At 65.4% G+C, this 19,874-nt stretch carries 13 protein-coding genes and 1 pseudogene; 9 read left to right on the forward strand and 5 right to left on the reverse strand.

Annotated elements, in window-relative coordinates:
* Positions 1-48: 48 nt before the first annotated feature.
* Positions 49-2,268: a marine proteobacterial sortase target protein gene (locus ACVW1B_RS37620; RefSeq protein ID WP_375167119.1), complete on the reverse strand. Its 2,220-nt coding sequence runs from the start codon at positions 2,266-2,268 to the stop codon at positions 49-51.
* A 253-nt stretch (positions 2,269-2,521) separates the two neighbouring features.
* On the opposite strand from ACVW1B_RS37620, the gene ACVW1B_RS37625 reads away from it, so the two are divergent.
* Positions 2,522-3,286: a helix-turn-helix domain-containing protein gene (locus ACVW1B_RS37625; RefSeq protein ID WP_253605122.1), complete on the forward strand. Its 765-nt coding sequence runs from the start codon at positions 2,522-2,524 to the stop codon at positions 3,284-3,286.
* A gap of 271 nt (positions 3,287-3,557) precedes the next feature.
* Here the strand turns inward: ACVW1B_RS37625 and ACVW1B_RS37630 are convergent, their stop codons facing one another.
* Together ACVW1B_RS37630 and ACVW1B_RS37635 are read right to left on the reverse strand one after the other, a co-directional pair.
* Entirely contained in the window at positions 3,558-4,778 is a 1,221-nt protein-coding gene (locus ACVW1B_RS37630; RefSeq protein WP_253605120.1) for an ABC transporter substrate-binding protein, read from the reverse strand.
* A gap of 125 nt (positions 4,779-4,903) precedes the next feature.
* Complete coding sequence (locus ACVW1B_RS37635; RefSeq protein ID WP_253605118.1) at positions 4,904-6,445, reverse strand: acyl-CoA synthetase; 1,542 nt, start codon at positions 6,443-6,445, stop codon at positions 4,904-4,906.
* 215 nt (positions 6,446-6,660) lie between these two features.
* On the opposite strand from ACVW1B_RS37635, the gene ACVW1B_RS37640 reads away from it, so the two are divergent.
* The 4 genes from ACVW1B_RS37640 to ACVW1B_RS37655 all read left to right on the forward strand — a co-directional run bounded on the left by ACVW1B_RS37640 (position 6,661) and on the right by ACVW1B_RS37655 (position 10,889).
* Positions 6,661-7,812, forward strand: a complete 1,152-nt coding sequence (locus tag ACVW1B_RS37640; protein ID WP_456822833.1) for an acyl-CoA dehydrogenase family protein — start codon at positions 6,661-6,663, stop codon at positions 7,810-7,812.
* A 246-nt stretch (positions 7,813-8,058) separates the two neighbouring features.
* Positions 8,059-9,228 carry an acyl-CoA dehydrogenase family protein gene (locus ACVW1B_RS37645; RefSeq protein ID WP_253605114.1) on the forward strand — a complete coding sequence of 390 codons (1,170 nt, stop codon included), beginning with the start codon at positions 8,059-8,061 and terminating at the stop codon, positions 9,226-9,228.
* On the forward strand, positions 9,228-9,884 hold the full coding sequence (locus ACVW1B_RS37650; RefSeq protein ID WP_253605112.1) for a glutathione S-transferase family protein: 657 nt from the start codon (positions 9,228-9,230) through the stop codon (positions 9,882-9,884). The genes ACVW1B_RS37645 and ACVW1B_RS37650 overlap by 1 nt, the downstream gene beginning before the upstream one ends.
* A 174-nt stretch (positions 9,885-10,058) precedes the next feature.
* A complete protein-coding gene (locus ACVW1B_RS37655; RefSeq protein WP_057021202.1) occupies positions 10,059-10,889 on the forward strand; it encodes a helix-turn-helix domain-containing protein in 831 nt (276 codons plus the stop codon).
* 142 nt (positions 10,890-11,031) lie between these two features.
* Here ACVW1B_RS37655 and ACVW1B_RS37660 read toward each other — a convergent pair whose 3' ends face one another.
* Positions 11,032-12,255, reverse strand: a complete 1,224-nt coding sequence (locus tag ACVW1B_RS37660; protein WP_076834865.1) for an ABC transporter substrate-binding protein — start codon at positions 12,253-12,255, stop codon at positions 11,032-11,034.
* Between the two features lie 214 nt (positions 12,256-12,469).
* On the opposite strand from ACVW1B_RS37660, the gene ACVW1B_RS37665 reads away from it, so the two are divergent.
* The 4 genes from ACVW1B_RS37665 to ACVW1B_RS37680 all read left to right on the forward strand — a co-directional run bounded on the left by ACVW1B_RS37665 (position 12,470) and on the right by ACVW1B_RS37680 (position 18,638).
* Positions 12,470-13,336, forward strand: a complete 867-nt coding sequence (locus ACVW1B_RS37665) for a BKACE family enzyme (RefSeq protein ID WP_253605110.1) — start codon at positions 12,470-12,472, stop codon at positions 13,334-13,336.
* Between the two features lie 111 nt (positions 13,337-13,447).
* Positions 13,448-15,046, forward strand: a complete 1,599-nt coding sequence (locus ACVW1B_RS37670; protein ID WP_253605108.1) for an AMP-binding protein — start codon at positions 13,448-13,450, stop codon at positions 15,044-15,046.
* On the forward strand, positions 15,046-16,662 hold the full coding sequence (locus ACVW1B_RS37675) for an acyl-CoA carboxylase subunit beta (protein WP_253605106.1): 1,617 nt from the start codon (positions 15,046-15,048) through the stop codon (positions 16,660-16,662). Before ACVW1B_RS37670 ends, ACVW1B_RS37675 begins: the two co-directional genes overlap by 1 nt.
* Complete coding sequence (locus tag ACVW1B_RS37680) at positions 16,659-18,638, forward strand: acetyl/propionyl/methylcrotonyl-CoA carboxylase subunit alpha (RefSeq protein WP_253605104.1); 1,980 nt, start codon at positions 16,659-16,661, stop codon at positions 18,636-18,638. Before ACVW1B_RS37675 ends, ACVW1B_RS37680 begins: the two co-directional genes overlap by 4 nt.
* Positions 18,639-18,665: 27 nt before the next feature.
* On the opposite strand, the pseudogene ACVW1B_RS37685 reads toward ACVW1B_RS37680, so the two are convergent.
* Positions 18,666-19,652, reverse strand: a pseudogene (locus tag ACVW1B_RS37685) (IS30 family transposase); the annotation flags it as partial.
* Between the last annotated feature and the right edge of the window lie 222 nt (positions 19,653-19,874).

A 19,874-nucleotide genomic window follows, 5' to 3' on the forward strand; every position in this document is an offset into this window, starting at 1 on the left:
CGCTCTTGAAGGAGGAGGCTGGGGGACACCTCCTCCTTTCATCCGACGTCATTGGGGCGACGTCTGACGCCGGTTGAACACCAGGAGGAGAAGACTGACCGTGAGCAGGATCACGCCCGCGATCATCTTCAGCTCCGCATCGGTCGCGGTCTTCGGCAGCTGGATCGTGCCGGGACCTTGTGTGGCGACCGGTGACCGCTTCAGCGCAGCGAGCTGCACCTTGCCGTCGCCACCGTCGGCGCGCCGCTCGCCCGGTACGGCCGGCAGACTCGGACGCTCGCCGAACACCTTCGCAAAATCCCAGCCGGCGGGCAGGTTGAGCGGGAGTTCGCTCAACTTCAGCGGCTCGCCTTCCGGGCGGCTCGGCGTCTTGTCGACCGCGACAAGGCTGGTCAGCCGCGTCACGAGCTGATGCTCCAGCGCCAGCGCGAGGATGGTCTTGTCGGCGTCCTCGGGGCTCTCCTGCCGCGTGGTGCGCGCGACCTCGGCATCGGCGATCTTGCGGCGCGCCCATAGTTTCGACAGGCCCTTGCCCTCAGCGGCATTCGCGAGCGGCAGCGTCACGCTCCACGAGCGGTCGCCGATGCGGCCCTTGATCTCGACTGAGCCGGCCAGCTTGTCGAGCTTGGCGGCCAGCACCAGCGGCTCGTCGCGATAGACGTCAGGCAGTGCCGACGGCGTCAGGTCGGCCGTCGCCTCGGAGAATTTCGCGGAGAGGCTAGTCACCGCGGGATTTTCCAGCTTGGCGAACAGGCCGCGCATGCGCTCGTCGACCTGCTCGACCGAGCCGATATGGGTGAAGGTGCCGCGGCCGAGTTCGGCGGCGCGCGTCATCAGATAGGTGTTCGGCGCCGAGCCGATGCCGACCATGAAGACGCGCGAGCGGCCGCGCAGCGCGCCGATGGTCTCGAACAATTGCTGCTCGTTGCCGATGGCGCCGTCGGTCAGGAACACGACCTGGCGGACGTAATTGGCGTCGCCATGGTTGGTGTCGGACAGCGCCGCGCGCATCGCCGGCACCATCTCGGTGCCGCCGCGGGCCTGCAGCGCGCTGACGAACGCCGTCGCATTGCCGATATTGGCGCTGTTGGCCGCGACCGGCGACGGGAACAGCGTGTCCATGGTGTCGTCGAACCGGATCACGTTGAAGCGATCGGTCGGCTGCAAGCGGCCGAGCGCGTAAATGAGGCTCGCCTTGGCCTGGATGATCGAGGTGCCGCCCATCGAGCCGGAATTGTCGATCACGAAGATCACTTCGCGCGGCAACGGCTTCTGTTGCGCCTGCTCGACCGACGGCGGGGTGACGAAGGCGAGCAGGTAGTCGGAATTGCCGACATGCTCGCGGAACAGCCCGACCGACGGCGCCTTCTCGGCGGCCGGCTTCCAGGTCAGCTCGAAATCACGATCGGCCGGCACCGGGCCTTCGGCGAGCTTGACGATGCGCGTGGTGCCGTCGGGGCTCTCGATCCTGACCTGGTGGAAATGGCTCTTCACCTCGCCGAGCGCGAAGCCGGCGTTCAGGTGCACCGTGATGTTGGTCGGATTGACCGGCGCATTTTCCGCCGGATCGAGCACTTCGCGCGCAATGCGGTCGCGGTCCGGCACGGGATCGGTTGACGTGGCGCCCCAGCCGTTGCCGTCGGCGCGAAGGTCGACGCTCTGCACCACCGGGCGCGGATTGTAGCGCGGGCCGACCACCATCGGCACCCGCAGCGAGAATTCGCTGCCGTTCTGCTGCACCGGCTCCTGATATTCGATCTGCACCAGCACGGTTTCGCCGGGGCCGATATTGGCGACCGAATTGGTGAAGATGTTGGGCCGCTCCTGTTCGGTCAGTGCGGCCTTCTGGCCGTTCTGCTTGGCCTGCTCGTAGACGGCGCGAGCCTGTTGCCGCTCCTTGATGTCGCCGACCACGACGCGGTCGCCGACCACCATCTTCAGCGTGTCGACCGCGCCGCCCGCCGGCAGCGGATAGACATAGGTCGCCTCCACCCAGTCCTTGGTCGGGTTGCGGAAGATCTGCGTGACGCGGGCGCGGACCGTCGGACCCGACACCGTGAGGTCGACGTCAATGCCGAGCCTGGTCGCGTCGGCATAGCCGTCGTCGGTCTTGAACAGCAGCGAGCCGGAACGCGCATCGCTCGGCCGCAGCACCGCCTGTCGCGGCAGCTCGGCCGACCACACCGGATCGAAGCTCACGAACAAGGCTGCAAAGCCGATCGCCAGCGCGGCCACACCTTCCACCAGAAAGAACAGCGCAATGCGCATCCTGCGCGACAGGCGGATCTGCGGGCTGCTCTCACATGCATCGTAAATCGTCATTTTCGTCACTCCCGAGCGAGGCTTTCGCTGCCTCGCGATCATGGAGAACGGCGGTTTTGGCGCGAGCAGAATGATCGGCAATGATTGGCCGCCGTCCGGCGCGGCCCGCCGCCGCGGGAGGCGGGTTTGTGCGGTTTGGTGATGGATTGTCCGGTCTGCTAGACTGCGCGGAATCAAGGGGAACCGGGCAGGAATCTGGATGCCGACGCCTGACAAGCAGCTATCCGCCGAGCAGAGCCAGCAGGTCGCGGAGACCATCCGCGAGGAAATCGCGCGCCGCCGCATCTCGCGGCAGGCGTTGGCCGAGCAGGCGAAGCTGAGCCTCTCGACGCTGGAGAAGGTGCTCGGCGGCCGCCGCCCGTTCACGCTGGCGACCACCGTGCGGCTGGAGCAGGCGCTGGGTGTGTCCTTACGCAAGCTGCCGGAGACGATCACGGTGGCCGCACCCGCCAATGGCGGGATCGCACCCGACAGCCTCGGGTCTTATTCGCGCCGCGCGGTGGCGCGGATCGAAGGGACCTACATCACGGTGCGGCCGTCGTTCGGCGAGCAGGGCGCGCTCTATGCCTATCGGACGGAGATCACCTGGGACGAGGCGTCGTCGTCGCTCGGCTTCCGCGAAGGCGAGCGGCAGGACGCCGACTATACGCAGTACGGCGAAGTCGCGGTGCCCAACGAATCCGGCTTCGTCTACCTCGTCACAAACAGGCATGGCCAGCATCGCGTGATCACGGTGTCGCGCCCGCGCAATTCCGGCGAGATGTACGGCATCATCACGACGCTGCTCGCCGGCCGCGGCTCGCTGCTGACGCCGGTCGCCGCGCCGATCGCGTTCCTGCCGGTGAAGAACGTGCCCAAGCCAAGCCTCGGCCGGGTGTCGGCGGATGATGCGAACTACGCCGCCTATCGCGAGCATTTGCGTCGAACGATCGATGAGCCGTTCGCGATTTTCTTGCCGGGATGACAACGGCAGAGTTAGGTCCGTCATCCTGAGGTGCGAGCCTTGCGGCGCGATTACGCCGCTGGGCGAGCCTCGAAGGATGCACGGCCCGTATGCATCGACTCGGGAGAGAGCCCGGCCGTCGACCCTTCGAGACGCCGCTTCGCGGCTCCTCAGGGTGACGGTGAGATAGCTTGCGCGTCGCTCGGCTTCACCCGCGATCCGCAAAAAGCAACGAAGCCGCCCGGATGGGCGGCTTCGCGATGGCTGATGTTTGGTGGCGGTGCGCGTCGCGCTAGCCGCCGGTCTCGGCGCTGATGATGTCACCGAACAGCTCCCACTGCCCGTTCTTGAACTGCATCATCTTGAGCTGCTCGACCGGCGCGAAGTCGGTCGCGCTGGTGTTGATCCTGATGCCGGGGATCAGCGTGTCGGGCGCAAAATCCTTCAGGCTCGCGGCCTGCTTCATCACGTTCTCACGCGTCAGGTTGTCGCCGGCCTGCTTCAGCACCTGCACCATGGTCTGGGCCGCGGCGTAGCCATAGACCAGATTGGCGTCGGCGAGGTTGGCGCCCGGCATGTACTTCTCGGCGAAGGCCATGAACTTCTTCATGCCCTCGTCGTTCTTCCATTGCGGATCGGACGCGTCCTTCAGATAGCCGGCCGACAGCACGCCTTCCGAGGCCTCGAGCCCGGCAGGCTTCATGACCGCGCCGATCGAGATCGAGACGTCGGTCATCACCTGCATCGGCTTCCAATTGAGCTCGGCGATCTTCTTGATCGCCTGCGCCGCGAATTTCGGCGTCGAGATGTTGACGAACACGTCGGCGCCGGTGTCCTTCAGCTTGACGATGTGGGAGTCGATCGAGGGCTCGGTGGTCTCGTAGCTCTCTTCGGCGACGATCTTGACGCTCGACTTGTCGAGGATCTCCTTCAAGCCGACCAGGTAGTCCTTGCCGAAGTCGTCATTGGCGTAGAAGATCGCGACCTTGGCATCCGGCTTGGCCTTCAGGATGTACTTGCCGAAGATCCGCGCCTCGACGCGATAGCTCGGCTGGAAACCCATGGTCCACGGGAAATCCTTCGGATCGTTCCACTTGCTGGCGCCGGTGGCGAGGAACAACTGCGGCACCTTCTTGGCGTTGTGATACTTCTGCACCGCGGTCTGGGTCGGCGTGCCCAGCGCGTTGAACACCAGGAAGACCTCGTCGCTCTCGATCAGCTTGCGGATCTGCTCCACGGTCTTCGGCGGCGAGTAGCCGTCGTCATAGGAGATCCAGTTGATCTTGCGGCCGTTGATGCCGCCCTGGTCGTTGATCATCTTGAAATAGGCTTCTTCGGTCTTGCCGATGACGCCGTAGGCGGAGGCGGGACCGCTATAGGCCTCGACATTGCCGATCTTGATCTCGGTGTCGGAGGCGCCGGTATCATACTTCTTTTGTGCAAAGGCGGCCTGGGTGGAGAGCAGGCAGAGCGCCGTGGCGGCTGCCAGCCGCGACAGTGTTGTTGTTTTCATAAAGGCAATTTCCTCGATTGATCTTGGTTGGGGACTTACGCAACGAACCCGCAGCCGGTCCCGGCAGACGGCAGCGGGGCAATCCTTGTCGGGGCGAATCCCGGAACGCGCGGCGCGCGTCTGGCTCACGCCGCGGTATCGGTTGGCTTCGGCCGGCTGAATTGTTGCCGGAGCGTCGGCTTATGAATTTTGCCTGTCGCGTTCCGCGGCAGGACCTCGATGAATTCGATCAGGCGGGGGCATTTGAACCGCGCCAGATTGGCCTGGCAATGCGCGTGAACCTCGGCCGGGGTCAGCGAATGGCCGGATTTCACGGCGATGATCGCCATGCCGACTTCGCCCCATTGCTCGTCGGGGATGCCGATCACGGCGGCTTCGGCGACGGCGGCCAATTGATGCAGCACGCTCTCGACCTCGGCCGGATAGACGTTCTCGCCGCCCGAGATGTACATGTCCTTCCAGCGGTCGACGATGTAGTAGAAGCCTTCCTCGTCGATCCGCGTGGCGTCGCCGGTGTGCAGCCAGCCGTCGGTGAAGGAGGAGGCATTGGCGTCCGGCCTGTTCCAGTAGCCCGGCGTGATGTTCGGGCCCTTGACCCAGAGCTCGCCGAGCTCGCCGACTGCGGCGTCGCTGCCGTCGGGCCGCACGATGCGGACCTCAGTGTGCAGCACCGGCTTGCCGGAGGAGCCGGCCTTGCGCGCGGCATCCTCGCGGTCGAGCACCATCACCGCCGGCGAGGTCTCGGTCATGCCGTAGCCCTGCTGCAGCGCGACGCCGCGCGCCTCCCAGGTCTTGAGCAGCGGCACCGGCATCGGCGCGCCGCCGACGCCGCCGATCACGAGGCGGCTGAAGTCTGCTGTGGCGAAGGAGGGATGCTGCGCCATGAACTGGTAGATCGCGGGCACGCCGAAGAATACGTTGATGCCTTGCGCCGGGTCGCCGATCAGCTTCAGCGCCTCGCCGGGATCGAAGGCGCGCATGATCAGCACAGTGCCGCCGGCATGCAGCACCGGGTTGGTGTAGCAATTCAGCCCGCCGGTGTGGAACAGCGGCAGCACCGTCAGCAGCACCGAGGCCGGCGAGATGTAGGCGGGGCCGCCGAGATTGACGCAATTCCAGAACGTCATCCCATGCGTGATGATCGCGCCCTTGGGCTGGCCCGTCGTCCCCGAGGTGTACATGATGGTCGAGATGTCATCGAGCATGACCTCCTCGAACCGTTCGAGCGGCGTGGCTGCCGCGATGCCGGCCTCATAGGCGCCGCCCGGGCCGAGCCTCACGGTCGCAGCGACATTGCAGAGCCTTGCCACCGCAAGCGCGGTCTCGGCGAGATCGTCGTCGTGGATCATCACCTTCGGCGCGGCGTCGTCGGTGATGTAGCGCAGCTCGGGAACGGTGAGGCGGGTGTTGAGCGGCAGGAAGATCGCGCCGATCCGGAAGCAGGCGAACTGCACCTCCAGCGTATCCGTCGTGTTCAGCGCCAGCACCGCGACGCGGTCGCCGCTGGCAACCTTGAGCCCATCGCGCAGCCAGGCCGCGAGCCGCGACACGCGGGCGTCGAGCTCCGCATAGTTGAAGCGGCGTCCGCTGGCGAGATCGACAAGCGCCATCTTGTCCGGCGTGCGCCGGCGATGATGCGCGATCCAGTCGTAATAACGAACCGGCAAATTTCCCTCCTCCGGAACGGCAGTCTTGCGCCGCCTGTTCCTGGCTCAATTGATGCCATGAATTGGCAGTGGAGGGGGCGTATAAGGATACTGTCTTGCGTTTAGTGGCTGGCAAATCGCCGGATCGGGCGTCGGCGCCGATGGCAGCCACTCGACGCAAGTGAACCGGGAGAAATCCGGACATCGTCGGAGGGAAGAATCAACGGAGCACGCGGATGGCAAACCCGTTCTACACCGGCGAGCATGAGGCCTTTCGCGAGGTGATGCGGCGCTTTGTTGCCAAAGAAATCGAGCCTTATGCCCATCAATGGGACGAAGACGGCGAGTTTCCGCGCGAGCTCTATGCCAAGGCATCTGCGATCGGGCTGCTCGGCCTCGGCTTCCCGGAAGAATATGGCGGCATCGCCGCCGACCAGTTCATGAAGATCGTGGCCTCGCAGGAGCTGGCGCGGGCCGGCGCCGGCGGCGTCTCCTCGAGCCTGATGAGCCACACCATCGGCTCGCCGCCGATCGCGCGCGCCGCGCGGCCCGAGGTTAAGGCCCGGGTGCTGCCGGACGTGCTCGCTGGCAAGAAGATCTCCGCGCTCGCGATCACCGAGCCGAGCGGCGGCTCCGATGTCGCGAACCTGCGCACCAGGGCGCGGCGTGACGGCGACCATTATGTCGTCTCCGGCGAGAAGACCTTCATCACCTCGGGCATGCGCGCCGACTATCTGACGGTCGCGGTGCGCACCGGCGGCGAAGGTCCCGGCGGCGTCAGCCTGCTGCTGATCGAAGGCAATACGCCGGGCCTGTCCCGCACCAAGCTGAAGAAGATGGGCTGGTGGGCGTCGGATACCGCGACGCTTCACTTCGACGAATGCCGCGTGCCGGTCGAGAACCTGATCGGCGAGGAAGGCCAGGGCTTCAAGATCATCATGCAGAACTTCAACAGCGAGCGCATGGGCATGGCGGCGAGCTGCACCGCCTATGCGCGCGTCTGCCTCGACGAGGCGGTCGCCTATGCCAAGGAGCGCAAGACGTTCGGCAAGCCGATCGCGCAGCACCAGGTGATCAGGCACAAGATCGTCGACATGGCACAGAAGGTCGCGGCCTCGCAGGCGATGCTGGAAATGCTGGCATGGCGGCTCGGCCAGGGCGAAAGCCCGGTCGCCGAGATCTGCATGATGAAGAATCAGGCGACCCAGACCATGGCGCATTGCGCCTCCGAGGCGGTGCAGATCTTCGGCGGCGCCGGCTTCATGCGCGGCGTCAAGGTCGAGCGCATCTACCGCGAGGTCAAGGTCAACGCCATCGGCGGCGGCACCGAGGAGATCATGAAGGACCTCGCGAGCCGGCAGATGGGGGGTTGTGATCGCGTCAGGTGATGATGTGGTCGCGGCGAAAAGGCGGATTGTGAACCCTCCCCCTGAAAGGGGGAGGGCAGGGTGGGGGTCAAGCCGCGCGTTCGACTGCTAGCTTGCGTTCCGACCTCCCCCTTTCAGGGGGGGGTGAGAAGGAAAGGTCATTCCGGGGCGCGCGCCAGCGCGAACCCGGAATCCAGAGGTAATGGATCGAGATTCCGGGTTCGATGCTTCGCATCGCCCCGGAATGACAAAGGATGGTTCGAGAACATGCTCTTCACCGCCGACCACGACGAACCGCGCCGCGCTCTACAAAAGTTCATCGCGGCCGAGATCAATCCCCATGTCGACGAATGGGAGAAGGCCGACATCTTCCCGGCGCATGAGCTGTTCAAGAAGCTCGGCGATCTCGGCTTCCTCGGCCTCAACAAGCCGGTCGAGTTCGGCGGCCAGGGCCTGGATTATTCCTACGCGCTGATGATGGCCGAGGAGTTGGGGGCTATCACCTGCGGCGGCGTGCCGATGGCGATCGGGGTGCAGACCGACATGGCGACGCCCGCGCTGGCGCGGTTCGGCTCCGACGAGGTGCGGCGCGAATTCCTGGTGCCGGCGATCGCCGGCGATCAGGTCGCGTGCATCGGCGTCTCCGAGCCCGGCGCCGGCTCCGACGTCGCGTCGATCAAGACCAGTGCGCGCGCCGACGGCGACGACTACGTCATCAATGGCGGCAAGATGTGGATCACCAACGGCACCCAGGCCGACTGGATCTGCCTGCTCGCCAACACCAGCGACGGCCCGGTCCATCGCAACAAGTCGCTGATCTGTGTGCCCATGAAGACCAAGGGCGTGCAGATCGCGCGCAAGCTCGACAAGCTCGGCATGCGTTCGTCGGATACGGCGCAGATCTTCTTCGACAATGTCCGGGTCCCCAAGCGTAACCGGATCGGCGAGGAGGGCCGGGGCTTCACCTACCAGATGATCCAGTTCCAGGAGGAGCGGCTGTGGGGTGCGGCCGCCTGCCTGAAGGCGCATGAATTCATCATCAACGAGACCATCGACTACACTCGCAACCGCAAGGCGTTCGGCGGCTCGATCCTCGACAACCAGGTGGTGCACTTCAAGCTCGCGGAAATGCAGACCGAGGTCGAGCTGCTGCGCTCGCTGATCTATCGTGCCGGCGAGGCGCTGGTGGCCGGCGAGGACGTGACGCGGCTCGCGACCATGGCCAAGCTGAAGGCCGGCCGGCTCGGCCGCGAGCTTACCGATGCCTGCCTGCAATATTGGGGCGGCATGGGTTTCACCAACGAGACGCCGGTCAGCCGCGCCTATCGCGACAGCCGCCTGACCTCGATCGGCGGCGGCGCCGACGAGGTCATGCTCATGGTATTGTGCAAGATGATGGGCACGCTGCCTGGCCTGAAGCAAAAGGGAAACGCCTGATGATCACGCTCTATCACTGCGACGCCGCGCGCTCGTTCCGTCCGCTGTGGATGCTGGAGGAGCTCGGGCTACCCTATGAGCTCAAGATGCTGCCGTTCCCGCCGCGCGTGTTCGCCAAGGAATATCTCGGCATCAATCCGCTCGGCACCATCCCGTTCATGATCGATGGCGAGACCAGGATGACGGAGTCCTCCGGCATCTGCCATTATCTCGGCACCAAATACGGCCCGACGCCGCTGATCGTCGGCGTCGACGAGCCGGCCTATGGCGCGTTCCTGAACTGGATGTATTTTTCCGACGCGACGCTGACCTTCCCGCAGACGCTGGTGCTCCGCTACAGCCAGCTTGAGCCGGAGGAGCGGCGCAACCCGCAGGTCTCGGGCGATTATGCAAAATGGTTCCTGGGCCGCCTGCGCGCGGTCGAGGCCGCCGCCGCGAAGTCGGAATTCCTCTGCGCGGAACGCTTCACCGCGGCCGACATCGCCAACGGTTATGCGCTCCGTCTCGCCAGCAATATCGGCCTCGCCAAGGATTTCGGGCCGAATGTCGCGGCCTATTGGGCGCGGCTGCAGCAGCGCGACGGTTACCAGCGCGCGGTCGCGGCGGAGCAAAAAGCCGGTCAGGAACAGAACGTTGCGCCGCGGGCGCGGCTTTAGCGCTCGTCATTCCGGGATGGTGCGTTAGCACCAGACCCGGAATCTCGAGATTCCGGGTTCGATGCTGTCGCATCGCCCCGGAATGACGACGTTTCGTTGCAGTGACAGCGTGCGAATTTGCGTTATGGTAGCTCCGCCGCAGCGGCCCAAAGAGCCGCGCGAGGAGGAACCGCCATGGACGCGATCGTGGACGCGAAGTGCCAGAGCTCCAGCCAGCAATCCGGTCACCGGATGCTGATCACGCCGGAACGGGTGTTCTATGCCGGGCTGCTTGGACGCCCGCGCGAGCGCTGTCCCGGTGCATTCCATGTCTATGTCGCGATCCGCGACGGCTTGCATCTGTCGACCAGCGAAGGCCGCGAGTCGCATGGCGAGCTCGCGGTGACGATGCCGAACCTGCGCCACACCATCACCAGCGAATATCGCTCGGCGATCTGCGTCGCGATCGAGCCGGAAAGCGTGCCCGACGGCACGCTCGAAGCCGTCGCCCGCCGTCTGCAAGGATCGGACTCCCATCTGTTCGCCAATCGCATTCGCAACGCTTATGCGACGCTCGCCGAGATGCAGCATCGCGACGCGATCGCGAATGCCGAGTTCGACACCATGTGCTTCGGCGACGCGCTGCCGCAGCGCGTGCTCGATCCGCGTGTCGTGCGCGCGATCGGCCGCATCGGGCAATTCTCCGGCGAGCCGGTGACCGCGGCAGGCTGCGCCGCCGAGGCCGGGCTATCGCCCTCGCGCTTCCTGCATCTGTTCAAGGAGGAGACCGGGATCTCGTTCCGCTCCTTCCGCGCCTGGAAGCGCGCGCGGCATCTGCTGCACTTCGCCAACCAGGACATCAACCTCGCGCATCTCGCGCAGGATATCGGCTATCCCGATAGCACGCATTTCAGCCACTCGATCCGCCGCTTCTATGGCTTGAAGCCGCGCGCGATCTTCTCCGGCTCGCGGGACCTTGCGATCTACCGCACCGGGCAAACCGCGAGCGAGCGCGCGCTGACTTAACCATCCGTCGTCCCGGCGAAAGCCGGGACCCATACCGCGTGATCTATCCGTGACGCGGGATGGCAGAGATCTCGCGAAGCAATTGACGGCTGTGGTTATGGGTCCCGGCTTTCGCCGGGATGACACTTGGGTTGTTCTGCGTTCACAAGTTCGCGCCCTGAATCACCTCGCCGAACCGCAGCCAGCCCGGACCTTCGATCCGTTGCAGCTGAAGCTGCTGCAGCGGGTGATGATTGGTCGGGCTGGTGTTGACGCGGATGCCGGGCAACAGCGTCGGCACCTCGATGTCCTTCAGGTTGTTGGCCTGCGCCATGATGTTGTCGCGCGTGAAATTGCCCTTGCACTGCTCGAGCACGATCTTCAGCACCTGCGCCACCGTGTAGGCGTAGAGGTTGTAGCCTTCCTTCGGATTGCCGTCGGGGAAGTACTTCTCCATGAAGGCGAGGAAGTTCTTCACGCCGGGATCATTGGCCCAGGCGGGATCGGCGACGTCCTTGACATAGGCCGACGAGATCGTGCCCTGCGACTTGTCGAGGCCGACAGGCGCGATGGTCGAGGAGATCGAGGCGGCGCCGCTGGCGATGAAGTGCATCGGCTTCCAGCCGAGCTCATAGATCTTGCGGATCGACTGCGCGCAGAACTTTGCCGTGGTGCCGGAGATCAGCACATCTGGGTTGCCGCCGCGCAGCGCAACGATCTGGGAATCGATCGTGGGATCGGTAACCTCGTGCGAGGCCACCACGGCCGCGGTCGCGAACCGCTCGCCGAGCACGTCCTTGGCTCCGGCGACGAAATCCTTGCCGAGGTCGTCGTTCTGGTAGAGCACCGCGAATTTCGCGTTCTTGTTCTGGCTCAGTGCATACTTGACGAACACCTGCGCCTCGGTCCGCGCGCTCGGCGCAAAGCCCATGGTCCAGGGATAGGTCTTGTAGTCGCCCCATTTGTCGCCATTCACCGACAGGAACAAGTGCGGCACCTTGGCGGCGTTGATGTATTTGACGACCGACGAGTTCGGCGCGGTGCCGAGCATGTTGAACAGAAAGGCGACATTGTCGCTTTCGATCAGTCGGCGCACCTGCTCGACCGTCTTCGCCGGGTTGAACGCATCGTCATAGTAGATGTACTTGATCTGCCGGCCGGCGATGCCGCCCTGCTCGTTCAGCATCTTGAAATAGGCTTCCTGGCAGCGCGCCTGCACGCCGAGCGCGGACACCGGGCCGCTGAGCGAAGTGGTGCTGCCGATCCTGATCTCGGTCGCGGTGACGCCTGGCGTGTCGTCGGCCAGCGACGGCTTAAGACCCGCGACCGCGGCAAGTCCCGCGCCTGCCGCGCCGGTGAGCCATGTGCGCCGGTTGATCGAGACCATGACGTTCTCCCCGTGATGCCGGCTTGTTGCGCCGCTTCTGCTTAGAACCAAGGTTAGGCATGACGCTTGTGCCGCGTCTTGTGTTAACCGGCTGGCGACGGATTGTGCCGTGAGCGCATCCACTTAGCCAGTCAACGCAAGATGGCGCGAAGGCAAAGTTCTCATCATGGCGAAATCAGCAGCGCATGTGCGCTGCAAAGCGGACAAGAGACCCATGAGCGACAAGGCCGTCATCACCTGCGCGCTGAACGGCGTGCTTACCGACCCGAAGCAGCACAACGTTCCGGTGACGCCGGAACAGATGGCGCGCGAGGCCAAGGCCGCGTTCAACGCCGGCGCCAGCATCATGCACATCCATCTGCGGCAGCAGGAGCCGAACAAGGGCCACCTGCCGTCGTGGGATGTCGGCGTCAGCAAGGAGATCCAGCAGGCGATCCGCGAGGCCTGCCCCGGCGTGATCATCAACCACACCACCGGTACCTCTGGCCCGAACTACCAGGGCGCGCTCGATTGCGTGCGCGAGACCAGGCCCGAGATCGCCGCCTGCAACGCCGGCTCGCTGAATTATCTGAAGGTGAAGGCCGACAACACCTGGGCCTGGCCGCCCATGATGTTCGATAACGCGGTCGAGAAGGTGCAGGACTATCTCGACGTGATGAAGGCGGCCGGCACCATTCCCGAATTCGAGTGCTTCGATGTCGGCATCGTGCGTTGCGTTGGCATGTACCGGCAGACCGGGATGTATTCCGGTCCGCTCGAATACAATTTCGTGATGGGCGTCGCCTCGGGCATGCCGGCCGATCCGGAGCTGTTGCCGATCCTCCTGAAGCTGAAGGTGCCGGAGGCGCATTGGCAGGTCACCGCGATCGGCCGCGCCGAGATCTGGCCGCTGCACCAGCGCGCCGCCGACCTCGGCGGCCATCTGCGCAGCGGGCTCGAGGATACGTTCTATCTCGGCGACGGCACCAAGGTGACGTCGAACGGGCAACTCGTCGAAGGGCTCGCCGCCTGCGCGCGCCGCGCCGGCCGCGAGATTGCGAGCCCGGCGGAAGCTCGGCAGATTTTTGGAACGCGACACTGACCGTCATTCCGGGGCACGCGAAGCGTGAACCCGGAATCTCGCGCCACACCTCTGGATTCCGGGTCTGCGCTTCGCGCATCCCGGAATGACGGAGCCCGGGAGGAGAAACGCATGCACAATCTCGCAGCAACCGGCGGCGTCACCGGGCCGGGTCGTATCGGCCGGGTCGCGATCGGCGACCTGTTGAAGCGCGCCGCGCGGCGGTTTCCGGATCGCATCGCGCTGACCGACGGCAGCAGGCAGGTCACCTTCACCGAACTCGAGCGCGACGCCAATCGCTTCGCCAATCATCTGGTGCAGCGCGGGCTGAAGCCGGGCGAGAAGATTTCGACCATCTGCAACAACTCTGTCGAATTCGTCAAAGCGCTGTTTGGCATTCACCGCGCCGGGCTGGTCTGGGTGCCCATCAACACCATGCTCGGACCGGCTGATATGGACTACATCCTCGGCCATGCCGAGGTGCGTTTCGCCATCATCGATGACGCCCTTCATGCCCAGGCCGACCGCCGCGCCGCGCTGGAAGCGCGCGGCATGGAGATGATCGCGATCGATCTGACCGGCAATGCCGGCAAGACCGGATTGCAGGAGTTCAACGGTCTGCTGGAGGGACAGTCCGATATCGAGCCTGACATCGAGATCAACGACCGCGACCTCGCGATGATCATCTATACGTCAGGCACGACCTCGCGGCCGAAGGGCGCGATGCATTGCCACCTCGCCGTTGTCATGGCCGTGATGAGCAACTGTATCGAGATGCAGCTCTCGCGAGATGACGGAATCACCGGGCAGTTTCCGCTGTTCCACTGCGCCGGCCACGTGCTGCTGCTCAGCTATCTCTCGGTCGGCGGCCGCATGGCGCTGATGCGCGGCTTCGATCCGGTGGTTTGCATGGAGGCGATCGTCCGCGACAAGCTCACCGTGTTCGTTGGCCTGTCCTTGATGTATCAGGCGATCCTCGATCATCCGCGCCGCCGCGACTACGACCTGTCGGGCCTGCGCTGCTGCATCTACACCATGGCGCCGATGGGCAAGCCGTTGCTCGAGCGCGCCATGGCCGATCTCTGTCCGAACTTCGTGCTGTCCAGCGGCCAGACCGAGATGTATCCGGCGACGACGATGTCCCGCCCGGAGGTGCAGCTCGACCGCTACGGCAACTATTGGGGCGAATCGCTGATCGTCAACGAGACCGCGATCATGGACGACAATGGCAACCTGCTTCCGCGCGGCGAGATCGGCGAGCTGGTGCATCGCGGGCCCAACGTGATGATGGGCTACTACAAGGACCCCAAATCGACCGAGGAGGCGCGCAAGTTCGGTTGGCACCATACCGGCGATCTAGCCTTGATCGACGGCAATGGCGAGGTGCTGTTCCTTGACCGCAAGAAGGATATGATCAAGTCGGGCGGCGAGAACGTTGCCTCCGTCAAGATCGAGGAGACGTTGCTGGCGCACCCCGCCGTGCAGAACGCCGCCGTGGTCGGCCTGCCGCATCCGCAATGGGGCGAGGCGGTCTCCGCTTTCGTCAAGCTGAAGCCCGGCGCGGTGGCCGACGAGGCCGGCATCGAGGCGCATTGCAGAAAGCATCTCGGTGGCTTCCAGGTGCCGAAGCTGGTGCGTATCCTCGAGGAGATGCCGATGACCGCGACCGGCAAGCTGCGCAAGGTCGAGCTGCGGCAGCAATACAGTGGGCATTTTGTGGAGCGCGCCTAGTGGCCATCATCGAGAACACGATTTCCACCGGCAGCGCCGCCTTCCAGGGCAATCGCGACGGCATGCTGGCGCTGATCGCCCGGATGCGCGCCCTGGAGGAGCGGACGCGCGCAGCCTCCGCCGCGGCAAAGGACCGGTTCCACAAGCGCGGCCAGCTGTTGCCGCGCGAGCGCGTCGCGCTGGTGCTCGATCCCGGTTCGCCCTTCCTCGAGCTGTCGACGCTCGCCGGCTACATGTTCGACGTAGCGGATGCGGACAAGAGCGTGCCCGGCGGCGGACTGGTCGCCGGCATCGGCTTCGTCTCCGGCATCCGCTGCATGGTCAGCGCCAATGATGCGGGCATCGACGCGGGCGCATTGCAGCCTTACGGCCTCGACAAGACGCTGCGGGTGCAGGAGCTCGCGCTGGAGAACAAGTTGCCCTATGTGCAGCTGGTCGAAAGCGCCGGCGCCAATCTGCTGCGCTACCGCGTCGAGGACTTCGTCCGTGGCGGCAACATCTTCCGCAACCTGGCGCGGCTGTCGGCGGCAGGGCTTCCCGTCGTTACCGTCACCCACGGCTCCTCGACCGCGGGCGGTGCCTACCAGACGGGCCTGTCCGACTACATCGTGATGGTGCGCGGCCGCACCCGCGCCTTCCTCGCCGGGCCGCCTCTGCTCAAGGCCGCCACCGGCGAGATCGCGACCGAGGAGGAGCTCGGCGGCGCCGAGATGCACACCCAGGTCTCGGGCCTTGGCGATTATCTCGCCGAGGACGACCGCGACGCGCTGCGCATCGCGCGCGACATCATGGCCAAGTTGCCTTGGGACCGGCCGGCACCGGCGCCGGCCGCGTTCAAACCGCCGCGTTACGACGCGGAGGAACTGCTCGGCATCATGCCGATGGACCACAAGCGTCCCGTCGACATGCGCCAGACAATCGCGCGCTTCGTCGACGATTCCGACTTCACCGAGTTCGGCGCCAATTACGGTCCGGCGACGGTCTGCGGCCAAGCCCGCATCCAGGGGCAAGCGATCGGCATCATCACCAATAATGGCCCGCTCGACGTGCCCGGCGCCAACAAGGCGACGCATTTCATCCAGGCCTGCTGCCAGTCGCGCACGCCGATCCTCTACATGAACAACACCACCGGCTACATGGTGGGCAAGGCCTATGAAGAGGCCGGCATGATCAAGCACGGCTCCAAGATGATCCAGGCGGTGACCTCGGCGACGGTGCCGCAGATCACCCTGTATTGCGGGGCCTCGTTCGGCGCCGGCAATTACGGCATGTGCGGGCGCGGTTTCCACCCGCGCTTCTGCTTCTCCTGGCCCAACGCCAAGACCGCCGTGATGGGCGGCGAGCAGGCCGCTGAAACCATGGCGATCGTGACTGAGGCCGCCGCCGCGCGGCGCGGCAAGCCGATCGAGAAGGAGAAGCTGGACGCGATGAAGGCGCAGATCACCGGGGTGTTCGACAGCCAGATGGACGTGTTCTCGACCAGCGCCCGGGTGCTCGACGACGGCGTGATCGATCCGCGCGACACGCGGACGGTGCTGTCAGAGGTGCTTTCGATCTGCCGCGAGGCCGAGGCCCGCAGCCCGCAGCGCATGCAGTTCTCGGTGGCGCGGCCATGAGCGGGGCAATCGTGAAGCGGACGCCGTTCTTCAAGATCCTGATCGCCAATCGCGGCGAGATCGCGCTGCGCATCATGCGATCGGCACGGCGGCTCGGCCATGGCGTCGTCGCGGTCTATTCGGACGCCGACCGTGACGCGCTGCATGTGCGCGAGGCCGACCAGGCGGTGCGGATCGGCGAGGCGCTGCCGGCGCAATCCTATCTGAAGATCGACGCGATCATCGCCGCCGCCAAGGCGAGCGGCGCCGGCGCAGTGCATCCCGGCTATGGCTTCCTCGCCGAGAACGAGGATTTTGCGCGGGCCTGCCGCGATGCGGGTCTGGTGTTCATCGGTCCGTCGCCGGAAGCGATCCTTGCGATGGGCAACAAGGCCGGCGCCAAGGAGATCATGCAGAAGACCGGCGTGCCCTGCGTGCCCGGCTATCAGGGCGCCGACCAGAGCGATGCCGTGATGCTGGCGGAAGCGAGGGCCATTGGTTTTCCGGTCATGATCAAGGCGGTCGCCGGCGGCGGCGGCCGCGGCATGCGGCTGGTCACCGATGCGGCGGCATTTCCCGACGGGCTGCGCAGTGCGCGGTCGGAGGCGCAGGGCGCGTTCGGCGATCCCACCGTCATTCTGGAGCGCGCGATCGTCAATCCCCGCCACATCGAAATCCAGGTGTTCGGCGACCGCCATGGCAACGCCATCCATCTCGGCGAGCGCGATTGCTCGGTGCAGCGGCGGCACCAGAAGCTGGTCGAGGAGGCGCCGTCGCCGGCGGTGACGCCGGAGCTGCGCGCGCGGATGGGCGCGGTCGCGGTGCAGGCGGTCAAGGCGATCGGCTACGAGGGTGCGGGCACGCTGGAATTTTTGCTCGATCGCGCCGGAAATTTCTACTTCATGGAGATGAACACGCGGCTGCAGGTCGAGCATCCCGTCACCGAGGCGATCACCGGGCTCGATCTGGTCGAATTGCAGCTGCGTGTCGCCAGTGGCGCGCCGCTCGGCTTGACCCAGGAGGACGTCAAGTTCTCCGGCCATGCCATCGAGGTCCGGCTCTGCTCGGAGGATGCCGGGCATGATTTCATGCCGCAATCCGGCCGGATGGCGCGGTGGCAGATGCCTGATGGCATCCGCGTCGAGCACGCGCTGCAGTCCGGCTCGGAGATTCCGCCGTTCTACGATTCGATGATCGCCAAGGTCATCAGCCATGGCACGACCCGCGAGGAGGCACGCGGCAAGCTGATCTGCGCCCTGGAGCAGCTCACGGCCTTCGGCGTCACCACCAACCAGGGTTTTCTGATCGACTGCTTGCGCCATCCGGTCTTTGCCAGGGGCGAGGCGACCACGGCCTTCATCGGCGACAACCGCGATGCACTGCTGGCGGTCCGGCCCGATCGCGGCAGCGATCTCGCGCTTGCGGCGCTGCTGCTTTACGTCACCAATCCCCACGCTCCGCCATGGCAGCGCGGCCGGTCGCTCGCAGCGACATTCCCGCTCGGCCTGCGGATCGATCTCGGCCACGGCGTGCAGGAGATCGAGATTGTCCGCGAGCGCGACGGCAGCTACATCGCGACCCGCAACGGCGATCGCTTCAGCTTCGTGATCGACGAGCTTGGTCAAGACAGCATCCGCTTCCACCACGATGGGGTGATGGAGCATGCCCAATTTCTGCGCGATGGCGACCGGCTCTATATCCTGCATCGCGGCGTCACGCTGTCGGTGCGCGATCTCACCCTCGCGCCGCCGGAGAGCGCGACGGCGGCCGGCGGTGACGGCAAGGTCCGCGCCGCCATGAACGGCCGGGTCGTCGCGGTGCTGGTGAAGCCGGGCGACAAGGTCGCGGCCGGCCAGCCGGTGATGACGCTGGAAGCGATGAAGATGGAGCATGTCCACACCGCCGGCGTCGCGGGCACGGTGTCGTCGATCGATGTCGCCGAGGGCGAGCAGGTGACGACGGGGAAGATCGTGGTGGAGATCGAGGCGGCGGCATAAAGACTGTCGTCCCGGCGAAAGCCGGGAGGTGGATTCACATTCGAAGTGCAACACTTGAGCAAAGGACTCGGCAGGCGTGCGGTAGTCAAGGCATTTGCGCGGGGTGTTGTTGTAGGCGGCGATGAACTGGCGGAACCTGGCGGTCGAGAGGGTTACGAGATCCGTCTTGCGGGGAATAAAGCGGCGCATCCTGCCGATGGCGTTCTCGATGCCACCCTTCTGCCAGGGGGCATGGGGATCGCAGAAGAAGGTCGCGATCGAGAGGCGGTGCAGCGCCAGGTGACCGGCGAACTCGGTGCCGTTGTCGAAGGTAACGCTCTGGCGCAGCTCTTGTGGAAGGGGCGCGAAGAAGCCCACGAGATGGCGGGCGACACCGCGCGCGACCTTGCTGGCAAGGCGGATGCCGAGCAGCAGCCGCGAGGTGCGCTCGTGCACGGTCAGCACGGCCTGACCGTATTTCGAGAACATCATCAGGTCGGCCTCCCAGTGTCCGGGCACGCTGCGGTCGGCCGCTTCGAGCGGCCGATTTGCCAAGGATACACGGCCTTCGATGAAGCTTGCGGGGCTGCCGCCCCGCTTGCCGCGGCAGCCGCGCTTGCTCTTGGCGCGCGGCAGATAGCGCCGCCAGTTGAAGTCCGTGGTGCGCCTGAGTTGGCCATAGATGAAGCGGTAGATGGTCTCGTGGGAGATCACCTTGCGCCCGTGCTCGCGGGCCAGCCGGCCAGCGACCTGCTCGGGCGACCAGCCGCGGCGAAGGCGTTGCAACACCGCGCGGCGCAGGCCGGGCTCCCGTTCGAGGCGTCCGCCCGTCCAGCGCCGCGCTCGCATCTGGTGCTGGGCATAGCTCGGCTTGTAGCCGACCTGGCTCCCCCGATTGCGCCTCAGTTCCCGCGAGATCGTTGATGGCGAGCGATCCAGAGCTGCCGCGATTTGCCGGACCGAGCTGCCATTGGCCGATAGGCAGGCAATCTCGCATCGGTCGTCCAGAGAGAGCTGCTTGTAAGTCCGCCCCATGGCAACACCTCCTCAAGGAAGTGTTGCACTTCGTTTGTGAACTCAAGGGACCCATAACCACAGGGTTGAGTCGTTAGAAAGCTGTGGCCCCAGCGTCGTGCAACAATGACCTTCGGTGGCTATGGGTCCCGGCTTTCGCCGGGACGACATCGAGTATGTTGCGTCATCGAGAGTCATACATTCACGGCCTCTCAGGGGCACGCTGATAGGTTTGAATGCGCA

This window comes from Bradyrhizobium sp. USDA 4502, assembly GCF_054063355.1.

Excerpts from the sequence above, each read along its gene's own strand:
- ACVW1B_RS37620 (WP_375167119.1), bottom strand. The coding sequence starts at position 2,268 with ATGCGCATTGCGCTGTTCTTTCTGGTGGAAGGTGTGGCCGCGCTGGCG.
- ACVW1B_RS37625 (WP_253605122.1), top strand. The coding sequence starts at position 2,522 with ATGCCGACGCCTGACAAGCAGCTATCCGCCGAGCAGAGCCAGCAGGTC.
- ACVW1B_RS37630 (WP_253605120.1), bottom strand. The coding sequence starts at position 4,778 with ATGAAAACAACAACACTGTCGCGGCTGGCAGCCGCCACGGCGCTCTGC.
- ACVW1B_RS37640 (WP_456822833.1), top strand. The coding sequence starts at position 6,661 with ATGGCAAACCCGTTCTACACCGGCGAGCATGAGGCCTTTCGCGAGGTG.
- ACVW1B_RS37645 (WP_253605114.1), top strand. The coding sequence starts at position 8,059 with ATGCTCTTCACCGCCGACCACGACGAACCGCGCCGCGCTCTACAAAAG.
- ACVW1B_RS37650 (WP_253605112.1), top strand. The coding sequence starts at position 9,228 with ATGATCACGCTCTATCACTGCGACGCCGCGCGCTCGTTCCGTCCGCTG.
- ACVW1B_RS37655 (WP_057021202.1), top strand. The coding sequence starts at position 10,059 with ATGGACGCGATCGTGGACGCGAAGTGCCAGAGCTCCAGCCAGCAATCC.
- ACVW1B_RS37660 (WP_076834865.1), bottom strand. The coding sequence starts at position 12,255 with ATGGTCTCGATCAACCGGCGCACATGGCTCACCGGCGCGGCAGGCGCG.
- ACVW1B_RS37665 (WP_253605110.1), top strand. The coding sequence starts at position 12,470 with ATGAGCGACAAGGCCGTCATCACCTGCGCGCTGAACGGCGTGCTTACC.
- ACVW1B_RS37670 (WP_253605108.1), top strand. The coding sequence starts at position 13,448 with ATGCACAATCTCGCAGCAACCGGCGGCGTCACCGGGCCGGGTCGTATC.
- ACVW1B_RS37680 (WP_253605104.1), top strand. The coding sequence starts at position 16,659 with ATGAGCGGGGCAATCGTGAAGCGGACGCCGTTCTTCAAGATCCTGATC.